Origin of the sequence: Chryseobacterium formosense (assembly GCF_900116415.1) — a bacterium.
Lineage (GTDB): Bacteria > Bacteroidota > Bacteroidia > Flavobacteriales > Weeksellaceae > Chryseobacterium > Chryseobacterium formosense.
Genome location: NZ_FPAP01000001.1, coordinates 1,212,616 through 1,236,734 on the forward strand (window position 1 = coordinate 1,212,616; position 24,119 = coordinate 1,236,734).

A 24,119-nucleotide genomic window follows, 5' to 3' on the forward strand; every position below is an offset into this window, starting at 1 on the left:
TAATTTTTACAGTATACTCAACAGTTGTTGACATTTCTCTAGGCAGCAAAGCTGAAATAGCTCTCTCACTAAGCTAAGCTCTGATTTGGAAACATATATCCGCAATCTGGAAACCCCCTTGCCATTTCTTTAGAAGACCTTTGTCATAAGAATTTAAATAAAGAAAAATGCAGAAATCAATCAAATTCAAAAATAGAAGCTGGGAAATTGCAGCACATCTCAATTTGCCGGAGAACTTTGATAAAAATCAAAAATACAGCGCCATCATTTGCACCTTGCCCACCAATACTCCAGCCCATTAAAGCTGCTTTAGATTGATCAGAACTATAATTTTTTTTAATAAAACCTGTTTGAGAAAACATTTCTGTTCCAATGCAGATAACGACCAATGCAAAGTATAACGCAGGGACTGACGATGTGTGAGAATAAATAAGATTGTGGCTACTATGATATTCCTTAAAGAACTTTTGCCAATAGAAAGCCAATGACCAGCGCCAAAACAAATGCAATGATAATTTTCATATAATCAGTTTTGCTGCCTTGGACTTCCTGATTCAGCCTGATATTTTCCTGCTTAAGAGTTTCCAGATTAACCTTTAAAGAAGCTGTACTCTCATTGATGGCAGATTGTACATTTTTCTCGTGCAGAACAGCAATCTCCTTTTTATAGCTTTCCATTTCTGCCTGGCGTTGTTTCTGCTGCTCCTGGAAATTCTTCTGAAGATCTTCCAGTTGTTTGCCTGAAGTCATCTGAAGTTTCTGAAATTCTTCATTTCGGGCTTTCAACTGTTCAGCATAGGTCTTGTTATGGGCTTCAGTCTGCTCCTTGTATGTTTTCTGGGCTTCAGTAAATTCTTCATTTTTCTTCTTCAGCTGCTTTTCCAAAGTTTCTACCTGCTCCGAAAACTGCTTGGTGACATCTTTTTTGACCTCATCGATGAGAAGAGCTCTAGAATTAGATCGTTCGTGGGATAATTTTTCAGCAATGGTATGCAATCCTGCTCCATAGTCGTGCGGTAAATGAAAACGCTTGTCGGCCAGCTTATCCAATAACGTCTCATCTACCGTATGACCGATAGCCGTAACAGTAACCGGTTTCATTGTTATGAATAATTCGGATAGGCTTAGGTCATTGAAGGTTTCCATACTCTGCCTGTCACCTCCTCCCCTTACCAAGGCAACAATGTCATAACCCAGACCTGAAACTTCGTTCAGTTTTGAAATGATCGCTGTCGAAGAGGTAATATTACAGCTGTGATCTGAAATATCAAAATACTTTGAAGAAACATCCAATCCTTCGAAAAAATCCTTCTGTACAATCGCATTATTTCCATAAATGTTAGCGACCCTTACCTTTTCATCTTTCAGCATCTTATCCCTGATAAGGGTTTCAAGGTCTTTTGACCCTGTCTCAAGTTTTTTCTGGATCAGTGCGTACCTTTCCAATTCCTCTTCAGATATCAATTTCTCTTCCTGCTGAACGATCTCGTCCACAACAAAACGTAATTCAATCGAAGAATTCTTAATGCTTTTCTCAATAAAGCCTCTGAGTGTGTATACCTCATTATTGGTGATCTTACTCCTTAGCAACGAAGAAATACGAATCCCTATCGATGTGTGATCACCTTCTGAGAAAAGAAGGTCATAATAGTAGTTCCCGTAGGATTTACCACCACCAAAAGCATACCTGCCTTTCAGATAGATCAGATTGACCGTAGCATTGAGCTTCAGGGCATTGCTGAAGATCCCAATAACTGAGGCTGGTGAATAGATCGGATATGTGACTTCTTGATTGTCCATGTGATTGACTGTCGTTTTAAAAAAGCATTCCAAAGATATTGCTAATTGAACTAAATAAAACAGCGTTCCTAATAATATCTTGGCGAAATAAATTTTGAAATAACATATGTCTACATACCAATCCTTAAAAAAGAATATACAATATAACTTCAAATATTTTATTGCAGCAATTAAGATATTATGTTGCTATAGAAACAAAAAATCCCAAATGATATGGGGATAAAAACTAATAACCATGAAAACCTTTTTACAAGTATTTCCTTTGCAAAATTATGGAAAGTAAATGCATTTTAAAATCTTCATTGATGTTAATTGTATTTTAAAAAAGACCTGATTATCTTAATGTTTCTTAAAAAAGCAATCATTTTTATCATCATCAATTAATCTCTGATTATCATCATCAAAAATAGATTCAATAACGAGATCAATTATGATTTTTGATGACAAAATCTATTACTGAATGAAAATGATCTATATTAATTTCAATAATTCCTCTGCTACCTTTTCAGATGATGCAGGGTTTTGTCCTGTAATCAATCTTCCGTCAACTATAGCATAAGGACTCCAGTCTTCGATCTTACTGTACACACCACCATTCTTTTTCAGCATATCTTCAACCAGAAATGGAACAACATCCGTTAACTGTACTGCCTCTTCTTCGGTATTTGTAAATCCCGTGACATTTTTACCTTTTACCAAATATTCACCGTCTATTTTCACATCCTTCAAAACTCCGGGTGCGTGGCAAACGAATGCTACAGGTTTACCGTTGGTATAAGAATTAACAATTAAGTCCTGAGAAACCTTGTCTTCAGCCAGATCCCATAGAGGACCATGTCCACCGGGATAGAATACCGCATCAAAATCTTCACTTTTGACTTCGGATAATTTGTGAGTATTTTTTAATTTTTCCTTTAAAACCTCATCATTGTCCATTCTGCGTGTAGCATCAGTCTGAGATGAAGGATCTTCACTTTTAGGATCAATTGGAGGCTGACCACCTTTTGGAGATGCCAATGTAACTTCAACTCCTTTATCAGATAGCGCATAATAAGGAGCGGCTAATTCTTCTGTCCAGAATCCGGTCTTCTGTCCTGTATTTCCTAATTCATCGTGACTCGTAAGCACGAATAAAACTTTTTTGCTCATTTTTATATTTATTTAATTACTACAAAGTTGGAAGTATCTGTCTTTTAAAAGCATGACCCAAGTCACTATTTTAGTGTGATTGAAATCACACTTTTTAGGACGAAGACAAATGAGAATTATTTTAGTTGTCACAGAGTTCCTTTATTCTGGAATACGCTAAGACCTTCTATCTTGTTATTGATGGTCTTATATACAATCTCAACTGAAAAACTCGACAGCTCATACAATACAAACTTTAGTCCATCCTTAGAGGTTTCACTGATGATCCTGCCGTCGGCCAAAGCCAATTCGTATTGAGATTGGATGGGTAGATTTTTAAAATCGTAGTACGAAATAGACATATAACTATTATTTAATTTTATTTTTTATGATATTATAGTTCATTGATCAATCGGAACGTTAGATTAATACGTTCCTTCATGGATATTGTAGATTTGGCGATCCGATGTTCCCAATGTTCCTGAAGATCACCTTTCATAATAAGGAGTGAACCATTAGGAAGCGGCAGACTGTATTTACTTTGATGATGGACTTTTTTTCTGAAATCAAAGTTCCTGGTCTGTCCAAGACTGATAGATGCGATTACCGGACGTTTTCCATACCTGCTGGCCTTATCCCTGTGCCAGGCAACGGAATCATTATTATCACGGTAGAGGTTTAATAGAACACCATTGAACCGATAACCGAATTCTTTTTCTATTTTTTCTTTTAATGATAATAGCTCAGGAGTCCAAGGATTGGTATTTGATACATTATTATCAGCTGATTCATTGTATTTTGAATCGCCATACCAAGCGGTCAAACGTGGTGTTATTACCATTTTATCATACATTTTCTGAGTACGCTGTTCCCATGGAGCGGTTTTGAGCAGATGGTCTTTTAAACGATCTGCCTCTTCCTCACTCAGGAAATTCTCCTGGTATTCCAAAAGGTCTTTTGGAAACTTATAAAATTCTTCGGCATCAAATAAACTCAGCTGACCCATTTTGATTTTTTGTGTAAAATATTTATCTTTATCAGATCCCAATTTAATGGGATAATTTTTTTTCATCATTTGTGTTTTTAGCTTCCCTCCGGGGAAGTTTTTATTATTAAGGATTGAGTTTAAGAATTCCATTCTCCAGATTGCTGATGCTTCGCTTGGCTTCTGCCACGAGATTTTTGAGATTGGCCTCATCAGGGAGCGTATGCGGTTTATAATCCTGAGGCAATATCCCTCTTACATATCGCCATACTTCTACGATATCCTCCAGTGGAATATCGTAAGGTTCGTAAAATGAGTTATCGGCTGATACGGTAGTGAACTTTTTGTTCCTTTTCAAAAATGTCTTGTAGGTAATGCCTTCAGTGGTAACAAAGATATATTCTTTGTTAGACTTCAGGTCTTCCAGTTTTTCTACGTATTCTCCGATGATGATGGATTGGTCTGCAAAGGGCGGCATGGAATCACCATCCGCTAAAAAAGCACGGTATTTTCCGTTTTTTAAGAAAGGCAGCTGCATTTTCTGAAGACTTTCAATGAATTCAGGGTCGCTAAATCCTTTCAAGTAACCCATAGAAGCTTTTTGAGGTACGATCTCAATGAAATTATTTCCTTCCGAATCTACTGCTACAGGAAGCAATATCTTATTTCCGGGCAGATTGACCATCTTGTCCAATGGATATTTTCTGATATCGACCGTGACCAAAAGGTCGATGCTAATATTATAATATTTGGAGATCCGGACCAATACCTCAATGGGAGGTTCTGCATTTCCATATTCGTATGAAACATATCTTGATCTTGTAAGAATGAGTTCGTCCGCCAGCTTATGTTGGGTTAGATTTTTTTGACCTCTCAAAAACACGATGTTATCTGCAAAAATTGACATTGTCATAATTTATGACAACAAATATACAAATTTTGTTTAAAAACGTGACTAAGTTTGCAGAATGGAAAGAGCAATTGCACATATGGACCTGGACACATTCTTTGTCTCCTGTGAGCGGCTGAAAAACTCCGTCTTGGAGAAACAGCCTGTGATCATTGGAGGTGGGGACCGTGGTGTGGTGGCATCATGCTCCTATGAGGTTCGGAAATTTGGGGTGCGTTCAGCGATGCCGATAAAAATGGCATTGAGGCTATGCCCTGAGGCAAAGGTCATCAAAGGAGATATGGAATACTACTCCAATATGTCGCATCTGGTGACCGAGGTCATTCAGGAAAAAGTACCGGTGCTGGAGAAAGCCAGTATTGATGAATTTTATCTTGACCTCTCAGGAATGGATCAGTTCTTCGGATGCTTTCAATGGACCAATGAGATCGCAGATGCTGTTCAGAAAAATACAGGTCTGCCGATCAGCTTTGCCCTTTCCACCAATAAGACGGTATCCAAGATCGGTACCGGAGAATCAAAACCGACAGGCAGACTGGAGGTCAGGGCTCCCAATATCCAGAATTTTTTAAATCCCCTATCCATCAAAAAGATCCCGATGGTCGGCACCGAAACTTTTAATCTGTTCTCCAGATTGGGCGTTAAAACAATACAAACCCTTAGTGAGATGCCTGTCGAGGTCCTACATCAACTGATCGGAAAAAATGGGACGGTACTTTGGAGAAAAGCCCACGGCATCGATGATACGCCCGTAGTCCCCTATTCGGAACGAAAATCAATATCCACCGAAGATACATTTTCTGAGGATACGATCGATGTTCAACAGATCAAAAGTATACTGTCGGGAATGGTCGAAAAGTTGGCTTTTCAGCTCAGGCAGGAAAAATGGTTGACCTCTACCGTCACCGTCAAAATCAGGTATTCCAACTTTGACACAGAAACCAAACAGTGCAAAATCCCCTATACTTCTTCTGATCATACATTACTCAGGGCAGTGCTTGAATTGTTTCATAAAGTGTATACCCGAAGAATGCGGATCCGTCTGATAGGCATCCGCTTCACCGGTCTTGTGCACGGGAGTCATCAGATGGATCTTTTCGAAGATACCGAAGAACTGATCTCCCTTTATCAGACCATGGACAGGATCAAGAACAGATTCGGGACTTCCAGCGTCGGAAGGGCATCAGGGTTTTTAAAATAAATCAAAATATACCATCTGCTATGTTTCTCAATTGCCATTCTTATCACAGCCTTAGGTACGGCACCATTTCCATTGAGGATCTGGTACGGAAGGCTGTGGATCTGAATATCAGAACACTGGCCTTGACAGACATCAATACGGTGACCGGAATCTATGATTTTTATAAGCTCTGTGAGGAGAATCATATCAAGCCTATAGTAGGGGTTGATGTCCGCATTGAGAATGAACAGTATTATATCTGTCTTGCAAAAAATGCTAAAGGTATTGCGGAGACGAACCGGCTTTTGACAGATCATAACTGTGAAGGAATTGAGATCCCTAAAACGAATCCTTCCCTTGAAAATACTTTTGTCATCTATCCTTTGGAGAATATTCCTGAGTGTTTATTAGAACATGAGTTCATCGGTATAAGAGAGAATGAATTGAACCTCTTGGTAAGGCCTGGGCTGAAAAAATTGATTGACAAGATGGTCATTCTCCATCCGGTAACCTTTAATGGGACTGAGGAATATGAGCTGCACAAGATCTTAAGGGCGATCGATGGAAACACTTTGATCAGCAAGCTCACAGAAAATGACCATTGTCAAAATACAGAGATATTTGTTGATAAGAAAAAGCTTTTAAGTTCTTATAAACTCTATCCCCAGATCATTGAGAACACAAAATACCTGGTCAACAGCTGCAGTTTTGATTTTGATTTTTCCACGCCTAAGAACAAGCAGCATTTTACAGATAGCAGGGAAAATGATTTTAAGCTGTTGAAAGAATTAGCTTATGAAGGTCTCGAAAGAAGATATCCTGACGGTGATGCTGATGCCAAGGCAAGGGTTGAAAAAGAATTGGGTGTTATTGATCAATTGAATTTTTGTGGCTACTTTCTGATCACCTGGGACATCATCCAATACAGCAACCGGATGGGATTCATGCACGTCGGACGTGGAAGTGGTGCCAATTCCATTGTCAGTTACTGTATTGGAATTACAGACATATGCCCTTTGGAACTGGATCTCTATTTTGAAAGATTTCTGAATCTGAACCGAAAGACACCTCCAGATTTTGACATAGACTGGAGCTGGCAGACCCGGGATACCATCCTTGAGTATATCTTCAAAAGATACGGCAAAGACCACGTTGCCTTTTGCGGAACTAATGTGGAATTTAAGTATAAATCTATATTCAGGGAGGTCGGAAAAGCATTTGGACTTCCTAAAGAGGAGCTTGATATCCTGGCTGGCAAACCGATGGACCAGCATGATGATAACTCGGTGTTCAGGGCAGTTCATCATTACGGGAAAATGCTGGAGAAATATCCCAATCAGAGAAGCATGCATTCCTGCGGGATCCTGATCTCAGAGGAACCTATCACCCATTATTCTGCATTGGAAATGCCGCCCAAAGGCTTTCCTATCGTGCAGTTTGACATGCATACGGCGGAAGCTATTGGTCTTGAAAAGTTCGATATCCTTTCCCAGAGAGGCCTGGGAACGATCAAAGATACGGTCGACCTCATCCGGGAAAAAAGAGGCATCACAGTAGATATCAAGGACACCACCCTGTCGAAAAATGAGGCCAGGTGCAATGAATTCCTAAGCATAGGCAAAACAATAGGATGCTTTTACATCGAGAGCCCGGCCATGCGCGGATTATTGAGAAGACTGAAATGTGAGAACTACAAAGTTCTGGTCGCAGCCTCCTCTATTATCCGTCCGGGTGTGGCACAGAGCGGCATGATGCGGGAATATATCTTCAGGCACAATAATCCTGATAAGTTTGAGTATTTCCACGAGGTCTTTGAAAAAGAACTCGGGGAAACTTATGGTATCATGGTCTACCAGGAAGACGTGATCAAAATTGCCTTGCACTTCGGCGGCCTGTCCGCCCCTGATGGTGATGTTCTCAGAAGAGCAATGAGCGGTAAAGGTCGTTCTCTGTCGGCTCTTCAAAAAGTGAAGGACCATTTCTTTGAATCGTGTAAGGAATTGGGGCATCCGGAACAATTGTCCAAAGAAGTCTATAGGCAGATCGAATCGTTCGCAGGCTATTCATTTTGCAAGGCGCACTCGGCTTCGTACGCTGTGGAAAGCTATCAGAGTTTATACCTGAAAGTATACTACCCCATCGAGTTTATGGTCTGCGCCATCAATAACGGTGGCGGATTCTACCGAACGGAAGTTTATGTCCACGAGGCTAAGATGTCAGGGGCTACGATCTGTAATCCTTGTGTCAACCTGAGTGAATTACAGACCACGGTCTATGGGACCGACGTTTATCTGGGATTGATGCATATTGAAAAACTGGAAGGAAGGATCGCACAGATGATCCCGGAAGAAAGGAAAAATAACGGAGATTATACTTCATTGGAAAATTTTGTAAAAAGGATCCCGATCGGGATTGAAACCTTACAGATACTGATATTCATTGGTGCTTTCCGGTTTACAGGGAAACAAAAACATGAACTGCTCATAGAGGCCAGGTTTCTGATGGCAGGAAACAGACCTGACAATAGGCAGCTGACTTTACTTGAAGAGCCAAAAAAAGAATATCAGCTGCCTAACATACAAAGGGATCCGTTTGAAGATGCCTTTGACGAAATCGAGATACTTGGCTTTCCCGTATCTTTCAGTCCATTTGATCTGTTACAGACCAGATATAGGGGAACAGTTATGGCCAAAGACCTCACGAAATTTCATAAAAGTCAGGTGAAAATGCTGGCCTATCTGATTTCTAGAAAACACGTTCCTACAAAAAGAGGAGCCATGTTTTTCGGAACCTGGATCGACGCAAAAGGCGACTATTTTGATACGGCACATTTCCCCAACTGCCTGGAAGAATATCCTTTTCAGGGCGGTGGCTGTTATCTCTTGTTGGGAACGGTCGAAGTTGATTTCCATTTCCCCACAATCACCATTCACAAAATGGCTAAAATGCCGTTCATTCCGGATCCCAGATATTCAATGGATCAATATCGATCATTGGAGACAGCAAGGCTATTGCAAGAAGATGTGAGTATGACGCAAAGAAAACCTTATCCGCAGGAACAGGAGATTGGTCTACCAAGGCAAAGGATGCGATGATAATTATTTAAAGGATAAACAATCAGGATAAACAATGGTAATAACATACTTATATCATTCTACAATTGAGATGCTTAATTTTGATTTGTAATTGAAATTAAATATGAGTGGATGACAATGTGTACATTAATTAAATATACAGGTTATGGGAATTAGACCATGTCCAAAAAGTTGCGGAATCTCTAAGTAAGTTAGATCAGCATCAGAGAGACAATAAATAACAACTATACCGACTTAAACGAATTGACAAAAGCTTTGGATATGAAATATGGCATAGTGCTGCAAAACATTTTCAACAATGCCATTAGCCTTTCTAAAGTTACAATAATATTTTTAAAACTAACCCTTCATTTTTATAGAGACTTCCACAGCCCTCATTGCATCTTAAGTAAACTTTGAGCCGTCTTTGTAAAGAGAAATAAATTTATAACTTGTAATTAAACGATTTTCTGCATTTTAAAAGCAAAACTTTTACTTTGGCTTAACACAACTTTTTTTATACACTTAAAAGTTTCTTAAGAGCATGTTTTCACTAAAGTTTAGCTAACACATAATATAAATAAAATGCAGATCACTTTATGCCTGCATTTTATTTATAGAATTATTGGAAGAAATTAGTAAGTACTTAAGAAGGCTAACCTTTCATTATAGCAAGCGCCCAATCCTCAAAAAGGATTGTACCAGGACTGAATTGACCAGCCGGAACAAGTAGTGAAGGAGGAACAACAAAATGCATATACTTATTTTCATTGTCTGAGATCACTTTTTTATCCTGACCTGTAATTTCAATGTATTTAGACACAAAATCCTCCATTTTTCCACGTCTTGGTCCCGCAATTTCAATAGTGCCATTTTTAGGTGCTTCCAAGGAAAATTGTACGATGAAATCAGCAACATCTTCAAGAGCGATAGGCTGATAGTCCAGATCAGAAACAAAAACCTCATCCCCTTCTCCCTGCACCTGTATGATTGCTTCCACATGCTGATGAAATTGTGTTGACCTAATTATCGTATAAGGTATTCCGGAGTTTTTAATGGTGTCCTCCTGAAGTTTCTTTGCCCTCAGATAACCAATTTCCAATGCATCATCTGTTCCTACAATCGATAGGACGATATGATGTTTTACAGTAGTATTCAATTCTGCTTTGACAAGATTTTTTCCTGCAGTTTCAAAAAATCGAAGTGCATTTTCTTCATCTGGGGAAGATGAGTTTGACAGATCTACTACTATTTCGGTTCCGTACAACGCTTCCTTGAGCCCTTCACCAGTGAGGACATCCACACCTTGTGATGGCGAGCCAATTACTACTTTATGACCAAGTTTTTCCAATTTGTTAGTTACAAGCCTCCCTGTCAGACCTGTACCTCCTACTACTAAAATTTTCATATCTGATTTATTTAATATTGTAAAGTTTTTTAAAATAAGCTGCGCACTTGAACACCAAAGGGATTTTCAAACCAATATCTCCAATATCCATCGGTTCCTCTTTTAGCATAATCATTAGATGTTCCTCGCATACATATTTTTTCGCCATTATTCGCAATACCTGCTATACTCCAGTCCAAGATTAGTGATGCTAGATTACCATCTACATGGACATTTTTTGTTGTAATTTTGATTGGCAAACCGAATTTAAAGAAGCAGTCCAATTCTTGCGCAATCTCCAGTTTCCTCTCCGAGGCTCGCCATTGTCATTGATAAAGATTGCATCCTCCTCATAGAAACGAAGCATAGTCTCAGTGTTGAAAGAGTTCATATGAGCAAGAAAAGAATCGACAATTCCCTCGGGAGTTTTTGACAATGAGAATACTGAGCTTTCAACAAAATTCTGTCCAATCATAAGACTTAAATTTTCTTTAGAAGTAATTTTTTTGTCTTACAAAATTGATCAATTGGCATATGTAACGCCACTCACAAATTAAGGTAAAAGGTGGACAAAAGAAGGAAAAATATTACTGATCTTATATGTGGTCCAATTTTTTACCGTATTTCTTCCGATATTCACCTGGCGAGAAACCAGCCTTTTTACTGAACAGTCTGATGAAATATTTTGTATCTTGATATCCCAGTTGATAGGAAATTTCCTGTATGCTTACCTCCGTATAATAAAGCAATCTTTTTGCTTCGCTCATCACTTCCTTCTGAATCAGCTCGGAAGCAGATAATCCAGTCACTTTTTTTACAGTATCACTAAGATGAGCAACAGTAATACTAAGCTTTTCAGCATATTCAAATGGGCGCTTTATAGTTCGGAAATGTAATTTTACAAGATTTCTGAATTCCTTACTGATATTGATCGAACGTAGACTCAAATTTTCCGATTTAATCAATGATTTATGCTCGTAACATAGTATAGCCTGTTCCATGAGCGCTGAAAGCAAGGGTTCTTCAACTTGCCTGTAAACACCATCATTCAGGTCTTGTAACTTGATTATGGAATCAAGGATTGTTCTAAACCATTCACGCTCATCATTAGAGAGAGCAATAAGCAGGGTTTCCTCTAACAAGTTATCTAAACCTGTCTGCGCCGATATACTGATATGATGGCTTTCAAAAGACAGATAATACCCGTTTGTGCCAAAAATATTAAGAATCTGATGAACCTGTCCGGGAGGAGAGACAAAAAGTGTTCCTGCCGGCATTGTCAAATGCTTAAAATCAAATATAACTTCAAACTGGCCGGCTTCAATCAACATGCAGGTATAGTGATCATGCCTGTGGGGATCAAACGCTTTCATAATACCGGGTGTGGATTGATCCCAAGCACCAATAGCAATTCCACTGTTGAAATCCATTTTATTTAATGTAATTAAATCGTTTTTAGACATCGGAACTTCTTTGTACTTCTAATTTAGTTTTTCTTTATTAATAGTGTACAATAATCAAAAAAAAAAAATTAAAAAAGCTAATATATAGTGAAAATTAAAAAAAACATCCATCATATCATTAGAATCATCCATTTTTAGCGATTAGCTAAAAGACCAAATTTGCAACAGATAAAATTGATACATAAAACCAAAAATTATAAAAATGTCTGTTTCTGATTTATTTAAACCTCTTACATTTCTACACGGCTCCCCAATGCGAAACCGTTTTATGATGGCTCCGTTAACCAGTCAGCAAAGTGATTTTGATGGTACAGCTTCAAAATACGACCAATTCTGGATGGAACAATTGACACAAGGTGGTTACGGATTGATTCAAACCAGTGATTCAACAGTTGAAGCCGGAGCAATTGCATTTGAGCGGCAGTTGGGAATCCATAGTGATAAACACTTACCTGGATTGACAAAAATGGCTACGGCAATTCGTGAAGGAGGTGCATTATCCGCAGTACAACTTCATCACGCCGGTCATCGAGCTGTTCCGTCGTTGGGAGGAATTCCGGCTCCTGCATCCAGCAAAACATTAAAGGATACTCGGATATTAATTTAGATAACCTGCTAAAATTAATACAAGATTGATATAATGAAAATATTAGTACAGTTATCATGATATTTTATGTCTTTTTAAACAAAATTGTGGTTTTGAGTAAATCCAGTTAAATTTTAAGAATCGATTAAGTGATGGTATCAAATTGATAGTGTGTATGTCCTTGATATGCCACAACCTACATAGAGACCATGATTAATACCTGTCCCTGTCGTTTCACGCAGTGTAGGGAAAAACTTTTATTCTCAGTACTTGTGCTAACTGCTCCACCAAAAATGTATGATGCAAACGAATCTGAACTACTACCCCCAAATCAATTCGGAAACTAATAAGTCCTATTTAATTTAAAGAACTGTCATTCATTTGAATGGCAGTTCTTTTTTTATGGTTTGTTTTTTAAATTTTTATAAAAATTGTAATTTCCTGACCTATCTTGTCGATAAACATCATATACATCAGAATTTTTTCGTTTGTAAATTGAATCTCCAATTTTCATGTCGTTTTTTTCTGGAGCATAAATCCAAAATGTATAATTAAAATTATCATCTCCAACAAATTTACAAACTTTGGAATTTTCAAATTTTTGATTCGATTTAATTTGTTCAATGATACCATTGAGCTCTGAATTGTAAAACTTATTTTGCTTTTTTAAATTCCAAAAAAACACGAATAATATACCTGCAGAAACAATTATAATAACGATAGTTATGTGCACTTTGTTTAATTTCATAATATTTTTTTCTAGCTCTATAATATTAAGATCCCTCTCTGGTCACTGCATCCGTGTAATCAGTTACTATCGTTTTACCATTAATCCAACATCAATTCTTGTATTAGATAGCAATACACCTACTCTGATTGACCGTTTTGCTACAGCAACGACTCCAACTAATCGAGTAACCATCTTCCTGATACTGGATACTTATTTGGATTTGGGTCAAAAGAAAGTCAAACTTTACCTACCCCTCTACTCCCCCAATTAAGACTTTACGTTTAAAAGTACTACTGAAAAAGGATAAACCTCGTTCTCCACTGAACTGATATCTTGTAGATAAATCTCATATTATCCAGAATTTTTTGGTTTGTAAATGGAATAACCAACTTTTAAATTTTCTTTATTTTCACCACCGACATAGATTACACATAAATGATTAAAACTATCCACTCCTTCAAATTTCACTTCAATATAGCCTTCACCTTTTCCTTCATGTCTAAAAGAATCAACTTTTCCGTTTAGTTTGGTCACATACGCTTTTAAGTCCTATTTAATTTAAAGAACTGCCACTCAAATGAGTGGCAGTTCTTTTTTATGGTTTGTTTTTTAAAGTTTTATAAAAGTTATAATTCCCTGAACTATCTTTTCGATAAATTTCATATTCTTCCGAATTTTTTGCTTTGTAAATTGAGTCACCAATTTTTAAACTTTCTTTATTTTCACCACCTATATAGATAACACATAAATGATTAAAGCTTTCCTCTCCCTCAAATTTCACTTCAATATAGCCTTCACCTTTTCCTACATATCTAAAAGACTCAACTTTTCCGCTTAGTTCTGTTACATACGATTTCCTTGATAGATTATTTTTAATAATAAAGAAAACGATGACAACACTTAAGATAAATACACAAAAAATGATTAAATTTCTTTTATTTAGTTCCATTAATAAGATCCTTTTCCAGTTACAGCACCCGTATAATCAGCCACTCTTATCTTTCCATCAAAACCAACACCTACTCTTGTATTAGATAATGTCACCCCAACTCCGACAGAGCCTTTAGCACCTGCTGCAACCCCAACAGAACGAGTAATCCATCGATCACCAACAAAAGGATTCTTTGGATCAAAAGAAACAGATACACTACCAGTAAAGCCTACAATATCAACTAAAGAGCCATTAACGTACGCTTCTGTTCCAACGACGGAATTTAAATTCATATCAGAAACTTTGCCAGTAAATGTACTACTAAAAAATGAAAGATTACCTTCACCTCCCGCTCCGAGAGCAGCACCAATACTTAAAGTATTTCCGGATCAAAATAAATCCCCGCATCTTTTCCTCTTGTAATTATTTCAAGGCCCATACTTGTTCCAATTTCGACTCCTCCACCAACTTGAACTTGCAACTATTTTTGAGACAAAATTTATATACTCTTTATGCTACATTTTTAGATTGATTAGACATTAAATTTTGATACTCTTTTATGGTTAAATTTCCTAAAGCCGAATGCCTTCTGTGAGTGTTGTAAAATGTTTCTATATATTCAAACACATAGTTTTTAGCATGATCTCTAGTTTCATATTTATTTTGATAGACAAGTTCGGTTTTCAGAGTTTTGAAAAAGCTCTCAGCTACAGCATTGTCATAACAATTTCCTTTTCCGCTCATGCTTCGAGTAATGTTTTTTCCGACTATTGATGTAAATTCTGTACACGCATATTGTATCCCTCTATCTGAATGGAAAATCAAGCTATCATGATCCTGTAAAGGACGATGGAGCCTTGCCATTTTCAAGGCAGCAATACTGGTGTCCTGAGCCTTCATCGTCTCACTTAATGACCAGCCGATAACCTTTCTGTCAAACAAATCAATGACTGTAGTAAGATACTACCAACCCTGACCTGTGCGGATATACGTAATATCAGACACCCAGACCTCTTTACTGCTTGTAACCTGAAAATTTTGATTCAAATAATTTTCAGCAACAGGGTATCGATGGGATGAGTTGGTAGTTTTCTTAAATTTTTTCTTTACAATACTTCTCAGGTTGCGTTCTCTCATTAGTCTGGTCACCAAAGGACGTGAAGCTCTCATTCCTTTTGCTTCCAGTTCTCGGGCAATACGAGGGCTTCCATATCTCCCACGGCTCCAATGATAAATACTAAAGATTTCTGCTGATAAAATGGCTCTTCTTTCTGATTGCTTACTCGGTTTTCTTTTCTTCCAATGATAAAAACTGCTCCTGCTTAGCTTTAATACTTCGCACATCTTCCCGACAGGAAACACATCAGCGTGTTCTTTGATAAATTTATATCTTACCCGTCTCTCTTGGAGAAGATGCCTACGGCCTTTTTTAAGATATCACGTTCAAGCTTTGTTTCTTCTAGTTCTTTGCGAAGTCTCAATAACTCTTCCCTTATTGGATCAGAGGATATTTGTTTTTCCTTGCTAAGTTTACCTTCTTTGTGAAGTTTTCGCCAATTAACGAGACTTTCTTTACAGATCCCCAATTCTTCAGCTACCGAGGATACATTGCCTCGCTGCTCACTTAAAGATACTGCTTGGATCTTGAACTCTAAACTGTAATTTTTTCTGATCTTTTTCATACTCTTAAAGATAAAGAGTATAAAAATTGTGTCCTAACAAAGTTAGCAACTCCAGATATATGTGTCAAGAAAAATAGAATCAATTATGATGTCCGGATCAATCAATATTTCCTCCCAAAGCTTTAAACAACAGAACATTATTCCTCGTATTCTCATGCTGGAATCTTAACAGATCCAATTCTGCCTGAAGCTTGCTTTTTTGGGCATTGATCAATTCAAAATAATTGGCATAGCCCGTAATGTACAGATCGTTGGAAACCTCAATTCCTTTGTCAAGAAACCTTACCTCTTCTTCTTTCAAATCCAGTACGCGATGAAATATTTTGGTCTGCTTCAAAATAGACTGAAGTTCATTGAAAGCTGTTGTTACACTTTTCTGATAATTCAAAAATGCAATTTCCTGTTTGCTGTCGGCAATATTGAACTCGTATTTCAACTGTCCTTTATTAAAAACAGGAACCATAAGACCACCCAAAAGCTGTCCTGCCAAAGAAGCCGGTTTAAAAATAGTTTCAGCCGAAAAAGAATTCAATCCAAAGGTGGCACCCAGATCGATTCTGGGATAAAATGAGGCCCTCGCTGCTTTTGCATCAGCGTGTGAAGCCTGCAAAGAATAATAGTTGGAAAACACATCCGGTCTGGAATGAATGACTGCATCCACATTGATGTTTTTATTCAAGATCTCATAATTTGTAGGCAGAAGTGTTGAACTTCTTTCTATATTATTACCATACACTCCAGTAATGGTAGCAATGGCCTGCTGTAAAGTAACTATTTCCAATTTGATATGTTCGATTTCCGCCAACCAATTGTTGTTTTGCGCTTTAAATTGCTGAACAGCTAATTCTGTTGCTTTACCTACTTCACGTTGTGCTTTGATGATCTCAAAAGCTTTCTTCTGCAAATTGTAATTATCCTGGTAGATTTTCAGACGTTTGTCCAAAGCGATAAGATCATAATACAGATTAGCGATATCGGTAAACAGATCAATTTGAATCAGTTTCAAACCTTCTTCCGAAGCCAGGAATTTATTCTGTGCAGAAAGCTTTTTGTTTTTCAGCTTTCCCCAGGCATCGATTTCCCAGCTGCTTCTTGCACCCATCCAGTAATTCGGTGTGAAATCCGTATTGATCTTCTGTTGTTCGGTGATGTTTGAAGAAAGATTGGTATCATAGTTCCCTACGCCCTCCATCGTATATTTCCCATAACGGTCGCCCGAGATAGTTGCCCCGACATCCAGGGACGGAAGCAGCTCTGTCTTTGAGCGTTTCAGAAAACTGTTGGCCATTTCCACACGTTGCTGAGCAATTTTAAAATCCGGATTGGCCTGTTTTACTTGCTCGAAAAGTTTGAGAAGATTCTGGTCTGTAAAGTAGGTCTTCAGATCAATTCCGGTAAAGTCTCCGCTGGTTGCGATGGTTTCCGAGTTTTGTAATTCAGGCGTTTCTTTTACTTCTTTTATGGCGGTTACTTTTGGGACGGCGCAAGACGTTAATGCCAATGCGGCTGTACTCAAGACTGCAAATTTTAATTTATTTGGTTTCATTCTTCTTTCTGTTTTCAAGGGTTGCGAAAAAAATATATAATCCCGGAATGATCACCAGTCCAAAAACGGTCCCGATCAGCATTCCTCCAGCCGCTGCCGTTCCGATCGAACGGTTTCCGATGGCTCCCGCACCGGAAGCGACACACAGCGGAATCAAACCTGCAATAAATGCAAAGGATGTCATCAGGATCGGGCGGAGACGCTGTTTTGCACCTTCAATTGCTGCAGGGATAATAGCATTGCCTTCTTTATGACTGGCAACAGCAAATTCTACAATCAGGATGGCATTTTTAGCCAGCAATCCAATCAACATAACCAGGGCGACCTGAGCGTAAATATTGTTATCCAATCCGCAGACCAGCAACGCTATGTAAGAACCGAAAATTCCAGTTGGTAAACTCAGTAAAACCGACATTGGTAAAAGGAAACTTTCATATTGTGCAGACAATAAAAGATACACAAAAACCAGACAGACAATAAAGATATAAATGGTCTGATTACCCGATAAAATCTCTTCCCTTGTCATTCCCGACCATTCGATTTCAAAACCTTTCGGAAGACTTTGTTCAGCAACTTTTTCAACAGCAGCAATGGCATCCCCGGAACTGTATCCCTCAGAAGGTTCCCCGTTAATCATTGCAGACATATACATATTGTAACGGGTCAGAACCTCCGGTCCATAAACTCTTTCTATCGTTATGAATGTGGAGAAAGGAACCAATTCGCCTTTGTCATTTTTTAAGTATAAATTCAGGATGCTTTCAGGAGTTTCACGGTATTCCGGACTTGCCTGAACCATTACTTTGTACATCTGCCTGAATCGGATGAAATTGGTGGCATAATAAGAGCCTAACATCGTCTGCAAAGTTGACATCGCATTATCCACAGAGATTCCCTTCTTGGCCGCCATATCATAATCGATATTGACCATGTACTGCGGAAAAGTGGCATCAAAATTTGTGAAGCTGTTTTTCAGTTCGGGTGCTTCATTCAGTTTTTTGACAAAATCTTTGGTGATCTTATCCATATTTTCGATACTTCCGCCTGTCCTGTCGAGAAGCCGAAGTTCAAAACCACTCGTATTACCAAATCCTGGAACGGTAGGTGGTGCAAAGACTTCAATTTCGGCATCGGAGATTCCTTTTGTTTTTTCAGTAAGTTCTTTAATAAAATCTTCAACAGACTTATTTCTTTCTTTCCAGTCTCTGAGATTGATCATCGCCATACCATATGATGAGCCTGCTATTTCCGTCACTACACTGTAACCCGCCAAAGTCGTTACATTTTCTATCCCATCGATTTTTTTGGCAATCGCTGTAATTTCATCCAGGACTTTTTCCGTTCGTTCAACAGTCGCACCTTGAGGAGTTGTAACGCTCACATAGGCCATTCCCTGGTCTTCCATAGGGATAAAACCGGACGGTAGAAATTTCGAAGTCAATCCGATCAGGAAAACAAATAAGAACAGGAGTCCAAAAGTTACCATCGTTCTGGTTGCAAATTTTGATAAGATGTTCACATATCCGCTGGTTACTTTTTCTAGTAAAATATTGAATTTATTGAAGAATTTATCACTAAAACTTTTCTTTCTATCGTGATTATGAGGTTTTAAAATTAAAGCACATAAAGCCGGAGTCAATGTTAATGCATTGATACCGGAAATCACAATACTTATCGCCAGCGTTAAGGAAAACTGCCTATAGAACACGCCGACCGGACCATCCAGAAATGCCACCGGAATAAACACCGCCGACATGACCAACGTAATTGCCACAACTGCTCCTGCGATTTCTTTTGTCGCAATAACCGTAGCCTGATAAGGCGGAAAACCTTCTTCCATTTTAACATGGACTGCCTCGACAACGACAATCGCATTATCAACAACAATTCCGATGGCTAACACCAATGCAAAAAGCGTTAATAAATTCACAGAGAAATCAAGCATATCCATAAAGGCAAATGTTCCGACCAATGCGACAGGAACCGCCAGAACAGGAATCAGTGTAGAACGCCAATCCTGAAGGAAAATAAATACGACAATAGCTACCAGAATAAAGGCTTCCAATAAAGTATGTAAGACCGCACTGATAGAAGCATCAAGGAATCTCGAAACGTCATACGCCATATTGTAATCCATTCCCGGAGGGAACGAATTGACTTTCAGTTCAGCCATTTTATCTTTTACACTCTGGATAACCTCCGAAGCGTTTGAACCTGGTCTCTGCTTTAACATGATCGATGCAGAAGGCCTGCCGTCGGTTTTTGAAACCATTCCATACGTCATTGCCCCGAATTCTACTTTGGCAATATCTTTCAGTTTTAAGATCGTTCCTTCATCATCGGATCTGACCGGAATCTCTTCATACTGTTTAGGCTCAAAAAATTTACCTTTATATTTTACTACATATTGTAGCTGACCCGCTTTTTTACCGGAAGATTCGCCCACTTTTCCAGGAGCTGCTGAAACATTCTGTTTCTGAAGGGAATTCACCACCTCATCCGCCGAAATATTGTATGCTGCCATTTTCTGAGGGTCTAGCCAGACCCGCATCGAATATTCTTTCTGCCCCATAATTTCGGCTCGGCCTACCCCATCCAGACGTTTCAGCTCCTGAAGCACATTGATATCGGTGAAGTTGTAGATAAACTGTTCGTCCTGGCTGGGATCCGTACTGGTGATGTTGAGATACATCAACATACTGTTTACCTCTTTTTCCGTAGTCACTCCTGCGCGGATTACTTCTTCGGGCAATTCATCGAGAATTGTTGTCACCCTGTTCTGAACATTGACTGCCGCCAGATCGGGATCTATTCCCACCTCGAAGAAGACCTGGATCAACGTCAAACCGTCATTGGAAGTCACGGTTGACATATAGGTCATTCCCGGAACGCCATTGATGGCACGTTCTAAAGGCAGTGCGACTGCATCTGCAGAAACTTCTGCATTCGCTCCGGTATATTTAGCCGTCACCGTTACCGAAGGCGGAACGATATCTGGAAATTGGGTGATCGGCATCTTCATTAAGGCCATAATTCCTACCAAAACAAAGACAATGGAAATCACTAACGAAAGAACCTTTCGCTTTATAAACATTTCTACCATGATTGATTATTTAAGAATTAAAGTCTGTTTTTGATTGTGATCTCATCACCGTCCTTCAGCGACTGGGTGCCTTCGTAAATAATCAGGTCGCCTTTTTTGAGACCGCTTTCCACGAGGTAAGAATCTTTTAAAGCCGTTCCGACCTCAATGTTGGTCATTTTCACTTTGTTGTTCTTATCCACCTTGAAAATATAGGTTTTATCCTGAATGGAAAATGTTGCTTTCTGAGGAATCATCATGGCATTATTCTGAACTTCCGAAATAGAAAGTTTACCCGAAGTACCATGTTTGATCAAATGGTTTGGATTGGGAAACAAGACCTTGTAACGAATAGAACCCGTTGCCCTGTCTATTTCACTTTCAGCCGACTTCAAAGTACCGCTAAATTGATAAGCCGCACCATTAGGCAATGTCAATTCGATTTTCTGGTGTTTTCCCAATTTGTCATGAGCCAACAATTCAAAATACTGATTTTCCGGAATGGAAAAATAGGCATACACTTCATCGAGCTGCGACAACGTGGTGAGCAATGTTCCATTCGTTACCAGACTTCCATCTTTATGCGGAATCATATCAAGAACACCGTCGAAAGGAGCCGTAATGGTTGAAAAATCGATCTTTTGCAACACCGCTTTTCTTTCGGCATCTGCAAATGCATATTTTGCCTGTGCGGACGAAAGCTTGGCCTTAACCAGCTGCAATTCATTATCCGCAACGAATTTTTTGTCGTGCAGACTTTGGACCTGCTTCAGCTCCACCTCTGCAATATGGACATCAGCAAGAGTTTGTTTCAGACTTGCAGTTGCCTTCAGCAATTCTACCTGAAGCTCAGCATCGTTGATCTTAAATAGTGCCTGACCCTTCTTTACAAACTGACCCTCGTTGACGTAGATCTTCTGAATGATTCCATTGAGTCGTGAGCGTATCTCAACATTTCTTTTGGCCTGAATGTCTGTCACGAACTGATTGGTTACCAAAGTATCTTTTTGTTTTACGACATATACAGGAACTTCTTTACTTTCTTTATTTTTATTCTGGTGGCCTTCGCCACATGACCATGTGCATATCAATGCAAGACTGCACCATATGAGACTTTTTGTTTCCATTGAAAATTTTTGATTACTAAACTTGATTAAAAAATGACATTTAGTAATTTTCAGAAAAGCTGCAGTAAATGCAGATAAGATGTAAAGAAACAATAAATAGGTTTAGAAGAAACAGCGGAAAAAACCTCGCAGATTTCAACAAATAGATTTATACGACTTTCATAATCTCCATCAACATCTGCGGAACTTAAAAATTTAGAAAAATTCTTACCGCAAACGGGAACCGCTTTTACATTTTTATAAGATTTTGCATAAACATTAAATCCTTTTTGAGCAGAATGTTGAGTCGTCAAAATATTCGCAATAGACATTTTAGTCCATTTCGAATTAAATAGGGTAAAAATGGTAAGGATGTATATAAATACGGATGACCTAAATAGCATTATCTACAGAAAAATTTGAAAATCCCACTATATAAACTGTTGTCAAACAAAGATAAACCGTTTAATTTTTAATCTTTTTTTAATTAATGTTAAAACTTTATTAAAAATTACAAATATTAGTTAAAAACGGATTATGTGATGTCAACTAATCTTGGTTTTCAGTATCTAGATTTTTATGATCTGTCCATTTAGAGTATAAGCCGTACACCGCCCAATTCGTCCACTCTGTAGCTGAACTTTTCTCCAGGACTACTAATGAACATGAAATTTTTGGGAATATTCCATTTATGGCTCAGATCTTCTACCAGTTCCGGAGTAAATTCACCCACCAGAGTGATATATTCCATGTCGACCTCAGGATAGGCACGGTCCAAAGTGTCAAAATCAGTGAGGAACTTCGTATCAGGTTGCTGTTGTTCTTTTAAGACCGTAACGATCTTCATCTTATTTGTCACCTCATTTTCGTGCAGGTACATCATAACCTTATTAAGGGTTGCTATGTCATCACCTTTGGAGAAGAAAACAAAGTCCTGCTCATAAAGTTTTTTCAAGCTGCGGTGTAGAACTCTCTGTCTGGTAACGGTATACCTCTTGTAGTTTTTTGAAACTGACTGGAGGAGATTTACAATAAAGTGCATGATATCTTTCCTCATCAGCATTGCCAGAATAATAAGTACCGACGGAATAAAATACTGTAGAAATGTCACGAGATATCTCGGTTTGGTCATCACATTGCCATACAACGCTATAAGTATGGCAAAAAGAGCGATCAAAACAAATCCCGGTTTTGCATATTCCGGACGTGGCAATCTTGATCTTCTGAGTTTAAGAAGGATATTCCCTAATGCAAATGATGCCATAACGGTCAGGAAAGACAGGGCATAAACAGCGGCCAGTGGTGCCAATTGTCCTCTGGTCACCAATAGCACGGAAAGACATAACAGAAAGAAAAGGATCAGGATCCTGTAGGTACTGCCCCGTTTATTTTCCTTTAGAAAGTAATTAGGCAATATCCTGTCTAGTGTCATTCTCTTTATAAGACCATTGACGCCTACAAATGAAGTCAGTACCGCACCACTAAGAACAGAGACCGCATTGATCGAAATGATCATAGCCAGCCATTTTCCGCCGGTCAATGTACCGATATAACTTAAAAATGAATTTTGGTGGGACTCTACTGCCGATATAGGGATGATGCATATCACAAGAAATGCAATCAGCGGATTTAGGACAGATACCGCTATCCACATATTTCTCAAGGTCTTGACAAAGACACCTCGCTCCTGCTCCTCCACAAAATTTGAAGAGCTTTCAAATCCTGAAATTCCAAGCATCGCAGCGGAAAATCCAAAGAAAATAGCAGTTAAGATACTTCCATTTCTGGCCGGAAGATGGAAATTGTCAATCAATATTGAGAATCCATGCTGCCAGACAAAGAAAAAGCAGGAAACAATCAACAGTCCCATTGTTGCAAGATGGAATATAAAAATGACTAGGGCAACCACCGCACTTTCAGAAATCCCCAAAATAGTAAGCCCTAAAAATATGAGCAATAGCACGAATGTCGCTATGTTCACATTGAAATATGGCAAAATATGATGTAAGTAGTGCATCGCCTCGCTTGAGGAGATCACAGCCGTTGCCATGTAAGATAAGATGGTAAGACACGCTGCGACTGACGCATTGCTTTTCGTGGTAGTATTTAACAGGACGTTATATGCACCACCATTGAGGGGGAGGGCTCCGACCACCTCACCATAGATCTTTCTGAATAAAAATAGTACGACTGCCACCATCAGGAGAGCGACCCATGCATACTGACCTGCCGCTACAATTGCCAAGGCCGAAACATACAGACAAGATGACGTTATATCATTGCCGCAGATCGCAGTGGCATACCATTCACTAAGCTTTTTTGTTGACATCTCTTTATTTTAATAGATTAAAGGTCCATAATATTAAACAAATTAATTTTAAAACCATAATTGTTTTAAAAAAAATTAATTTTAAAATGACAATACAATATGGGCTTGAGAAACGGTTACTAAATTATTTGAGATGATCCATAACTGGTCAGGATAACTTTTCTAAAGTCCTTATGTTTTTAACTCCAGTATTCATAAAT

The 24,119-nt window shown here is 38.5% G+C and carries 20 protein-coding genes and 1 pseudogene; 3 read left to right on the forward strand and 18 right to left on the reverse strand.

What is annotated here, in order from left to right; genetic code table 11:
• Window positions 1-176: 176 nt before the first annotated feature.
• From BM371_RS20645 to BM371_RS05675, 6 genes are all read right to left on the reverse strand, one after another.
• Window positions 177-362: a hypothetical protein gene (locus tag BM371_RS20645; protein WP_029292668.1), complete on the reverse strand. Its 186-nt coding sequence runs from the start codon at window positions 360-362 to the stop codon at window positions 177-179.
• Between the two features lie 94 nt (window positions 363-456).
• A complete protein-coding gene (locus BM371_RS05655; RefSeq protein ID WP_034676705.1) occupies window positions 457-1,800 on the reverse strand; it encodes an exodeoxyribonuclease VII large subunit in 1,344 nt (447 codons plus the stop codon).
• A 471-nt stretch (window positions 1,801-2,271) separates the two neighbouring features.
• Entirely contained in the window at window positions 2,272-2,949 is a 678-nt protein-coding gene (locus tag BM371_RS05660) for a type 1 glutamine amidotransferase domain-containing protein (protein ID WP_034676707.1), read from the reverse strand.
• A 128-nt stretch (window positions 2,950-3,077) separates the two neighbouring features.
• Entirely contained in the window at window positions 3,078-3,290 is a 213-nt protein-coding gene (locus BM371_RS20350; protein ID WP_074958546.1) for a hypothetical protein, read from the reverse strand.
• A gap of 32 nt (window positions 3,291-3,322) precedes the next feature.
• On the reverse strand, window positions 3,323-4,126 hold the full coding sequence (locus tag BM371_RS05670; RefSeq protein WP_228376748.1) for an alpha-ketoglutarate-dependent dioxygenase AlkB family protein: 804 nt from the start codon (window positions 4,124-4,126) through the stop codon (window positions 3,323-3,325).
• Entirely contained in the window at window positions 4,041-4,820 is a 780-nt protein-coding gene (locus BM371_RS05675) for an XRE family transcriptional regulator (RefSeq protein WP_034676709.1), read from the reverse strand. Before BM371_RS05675 ends, BM371_RS05670 begins: the two co-directional genes overlap by 86 nt.
• Before the next feature lie 61 nt (window positions 4,821-4,881).
• Between BM371_RS05675 and dinB the strand changes: the two genes are divergently transcribed.
• Both dinB and BM371_RS05685 read left to right on the forward strand, forming a co-directional pair.
• A complete protein-coding gene (gene dinB, locus BM371_RS05680; RefSeq protein WP_034676711.1) occupies window positions 4,882-6,024 on the forward strand; it encodes a DNA polymerase IV in 1,143 nt (380 codons plus the stop codon).
• 20 nt (window positions 6,025-6,044) lie between these two features.
• Window positions 6,045-9,098, forward strand: coding sequence for a DNA polymerase III subunit alpha (locus tag BM371_RS05685; RefSeq protein ID WP_034676713.1), 3,054 nt, complete (start codon window positions 6,045-6,047; stop codon window positions 9,096-9,098).
• 634 nt (window positions 9,099-9,732) lie between these two features.
• Here the strand turns inward: BM371_RS05685 and BM371_RS05690 are convergent.
• On the reverse strand, window positions 9,733-10,485 hold the full coding sequence (locus tag BM371_RS05690) for an SDR family oxidoreductase (protein ID WP_034676715.1): 753 nt from the start codon (window positions 10,483-10,485) through the stop codon (window positions 9,733-9,735).
• Window positions 10,486-11,060: 575 nt separating this feature from the next.
• On the reverse strand, window positions 11,061-11,927 hold the full coding sequence (locus BM371_RS05700; RefSeq protein WP_034676720.1) for a helix-turn-helix domain-containing protein: 867 nt from the start codon (window positions 11,925-11,927) through the stop codon (window positions 11,061-11,063).
• A gap of 202 nt (window positions 11,928-12,129) precedes the next feature.
• Between BM371_RS05700 and BM371_RS05705 the strand changes: the two genes are divergently transcribed.
• Window positions 12,130-12,534: an oxidoreductase gene (locus BM371_RS05705; protein WP_228376749.1), complete on the forward strand. Its 405-nt coding sequence runs from the start codon at window positions 12,130-12,132 to the stop codon at window positions 12,532-12,534.
• 379 nt (window positions 12,535-12,913) lie between these two features.
• Here the strand turns inward: BM371_RS05705 and BM371_RS05710 are convergent, their stop codons facing one another.
• The 10 genes and pseudogenes from BM371_RS05710 to BM371_RS05760 all read right to left on the reverse strand — a co-directional run bounded on the left by BM371_RS05710 (window position 12,914) and on the right by BM371_RS05760 (window position 23,919).
• Window positions 12,914-13,261, reverse strand: a complete 348-nt coding sequence (locus BM371_RS05710) for a hypothetical protein (protein WP_034676722.1) — start codon at window positions 13,259-13,261, stop codon at window positions 12,914-12,916.
• 333 nt (window positions 13,262-13,594) lie between these two features.
• Complete coding sequence (locus BM371_RS05715) at window positions 13,595-13,777, reverse strand: hypothetical protein (protein ID WP_034676724.1); 183 nt, start codon at window positions 13,775-13,777, stop codon at window positions 13,595-13,597.
• A 61-nt stretch (window positions 13,778-13,838) separates the two neighbouring features.
• Window positions 13,839-14,192 (reverse strand): hypothetical protein, encoded by a 354-nt coding sequence (locus BM371_RS05720; protein WP_034676727.1) that lies wholly within the window; start codon window positions 14,190-14,192, stop codon window positions 13,839-13,841.
• Complete coding sequence (locus BM371_RS05725; protein WP_034676729.1) at window positions 14,192-14,467, reverse strand: hypothetical protein; 276 nt, start codon at window positions 14,465-14,467, stop codon at window positions 14,192-14,194. The genes BM371_RS05720 and BM371_RS05725 overlap by 1 nt, the downstream gene beginning before the upstream one ends.
• Before the next feature lie 217 nt (window positions 14,468-14,684).
• Window positions 14,685-15,856, reverse strand: a pseudogene (locus BM371_RS05730) (IS3 family transposase).
• 97 nt (window positions 15,857-15,953) lie between these two features.
• Window positions 15,954-17,402 (reverse strand): TolC family protein, encoded by a 1,449-nt coding sequence (locus tag BM371_RS05740; protein WP_051882792.1) that lies wholly within the window; start codon window positions 17,400-17,402, stop codon window positions 15,954-15,956.
• Window positions 17,389-20,505, reverse strand: a complete 3,117-nt coding sequence (locus tag BM371_RS05745; protein WP_034676732.1) for an efflux RND transporter permease subunit — start codon at window positions 20,503-20,505, stop codon at window positions 17,389-17,391. The genes BM371_RS05740 and BM371_RS05745 overlap by 14 nt, the downstream gene beginning before the upstream one ends.
• Window positions 20,506-20,522: 17 nt before the next feature.
• Complete coding sequence (locus tag BM371_RS05750) at window positions 20,523-21,611, reverse strand: efflux RND transporter periplasmic adaptor subunit (protein ID WP_034676733.1); 1,089 nt, start codon at window positions 21,609-21,611, stop codon at window positions 20,523-20,525.
• Window positions 21,612-21,661: 50 nt separating this feature from the next.
• On the reverse strand, window positions 21,662-21,922 hold the full coding sequence (locus tag BM371_RS05755) for a hypothetical protein (RefSeq protein ID WP_034676734.1): 261 nt from the start codon (window positions 21,920-21,922) through the stop codon (window positions 21,662-21,664).
• Window positions 21,923-22,182: 260 nt separating this feature from the next.
• Entirely contained in the window at window positions 22,183-23,919 is a 1,737-nt protein-coding gene (locus tag BM371_RS05760) for an APC family permease (RefSeq protein WP_034676737.1), read from the reverse strand.
• Between the last annotated feature and the right edge of the window lie 200 nt (window positions 23,920-24,119).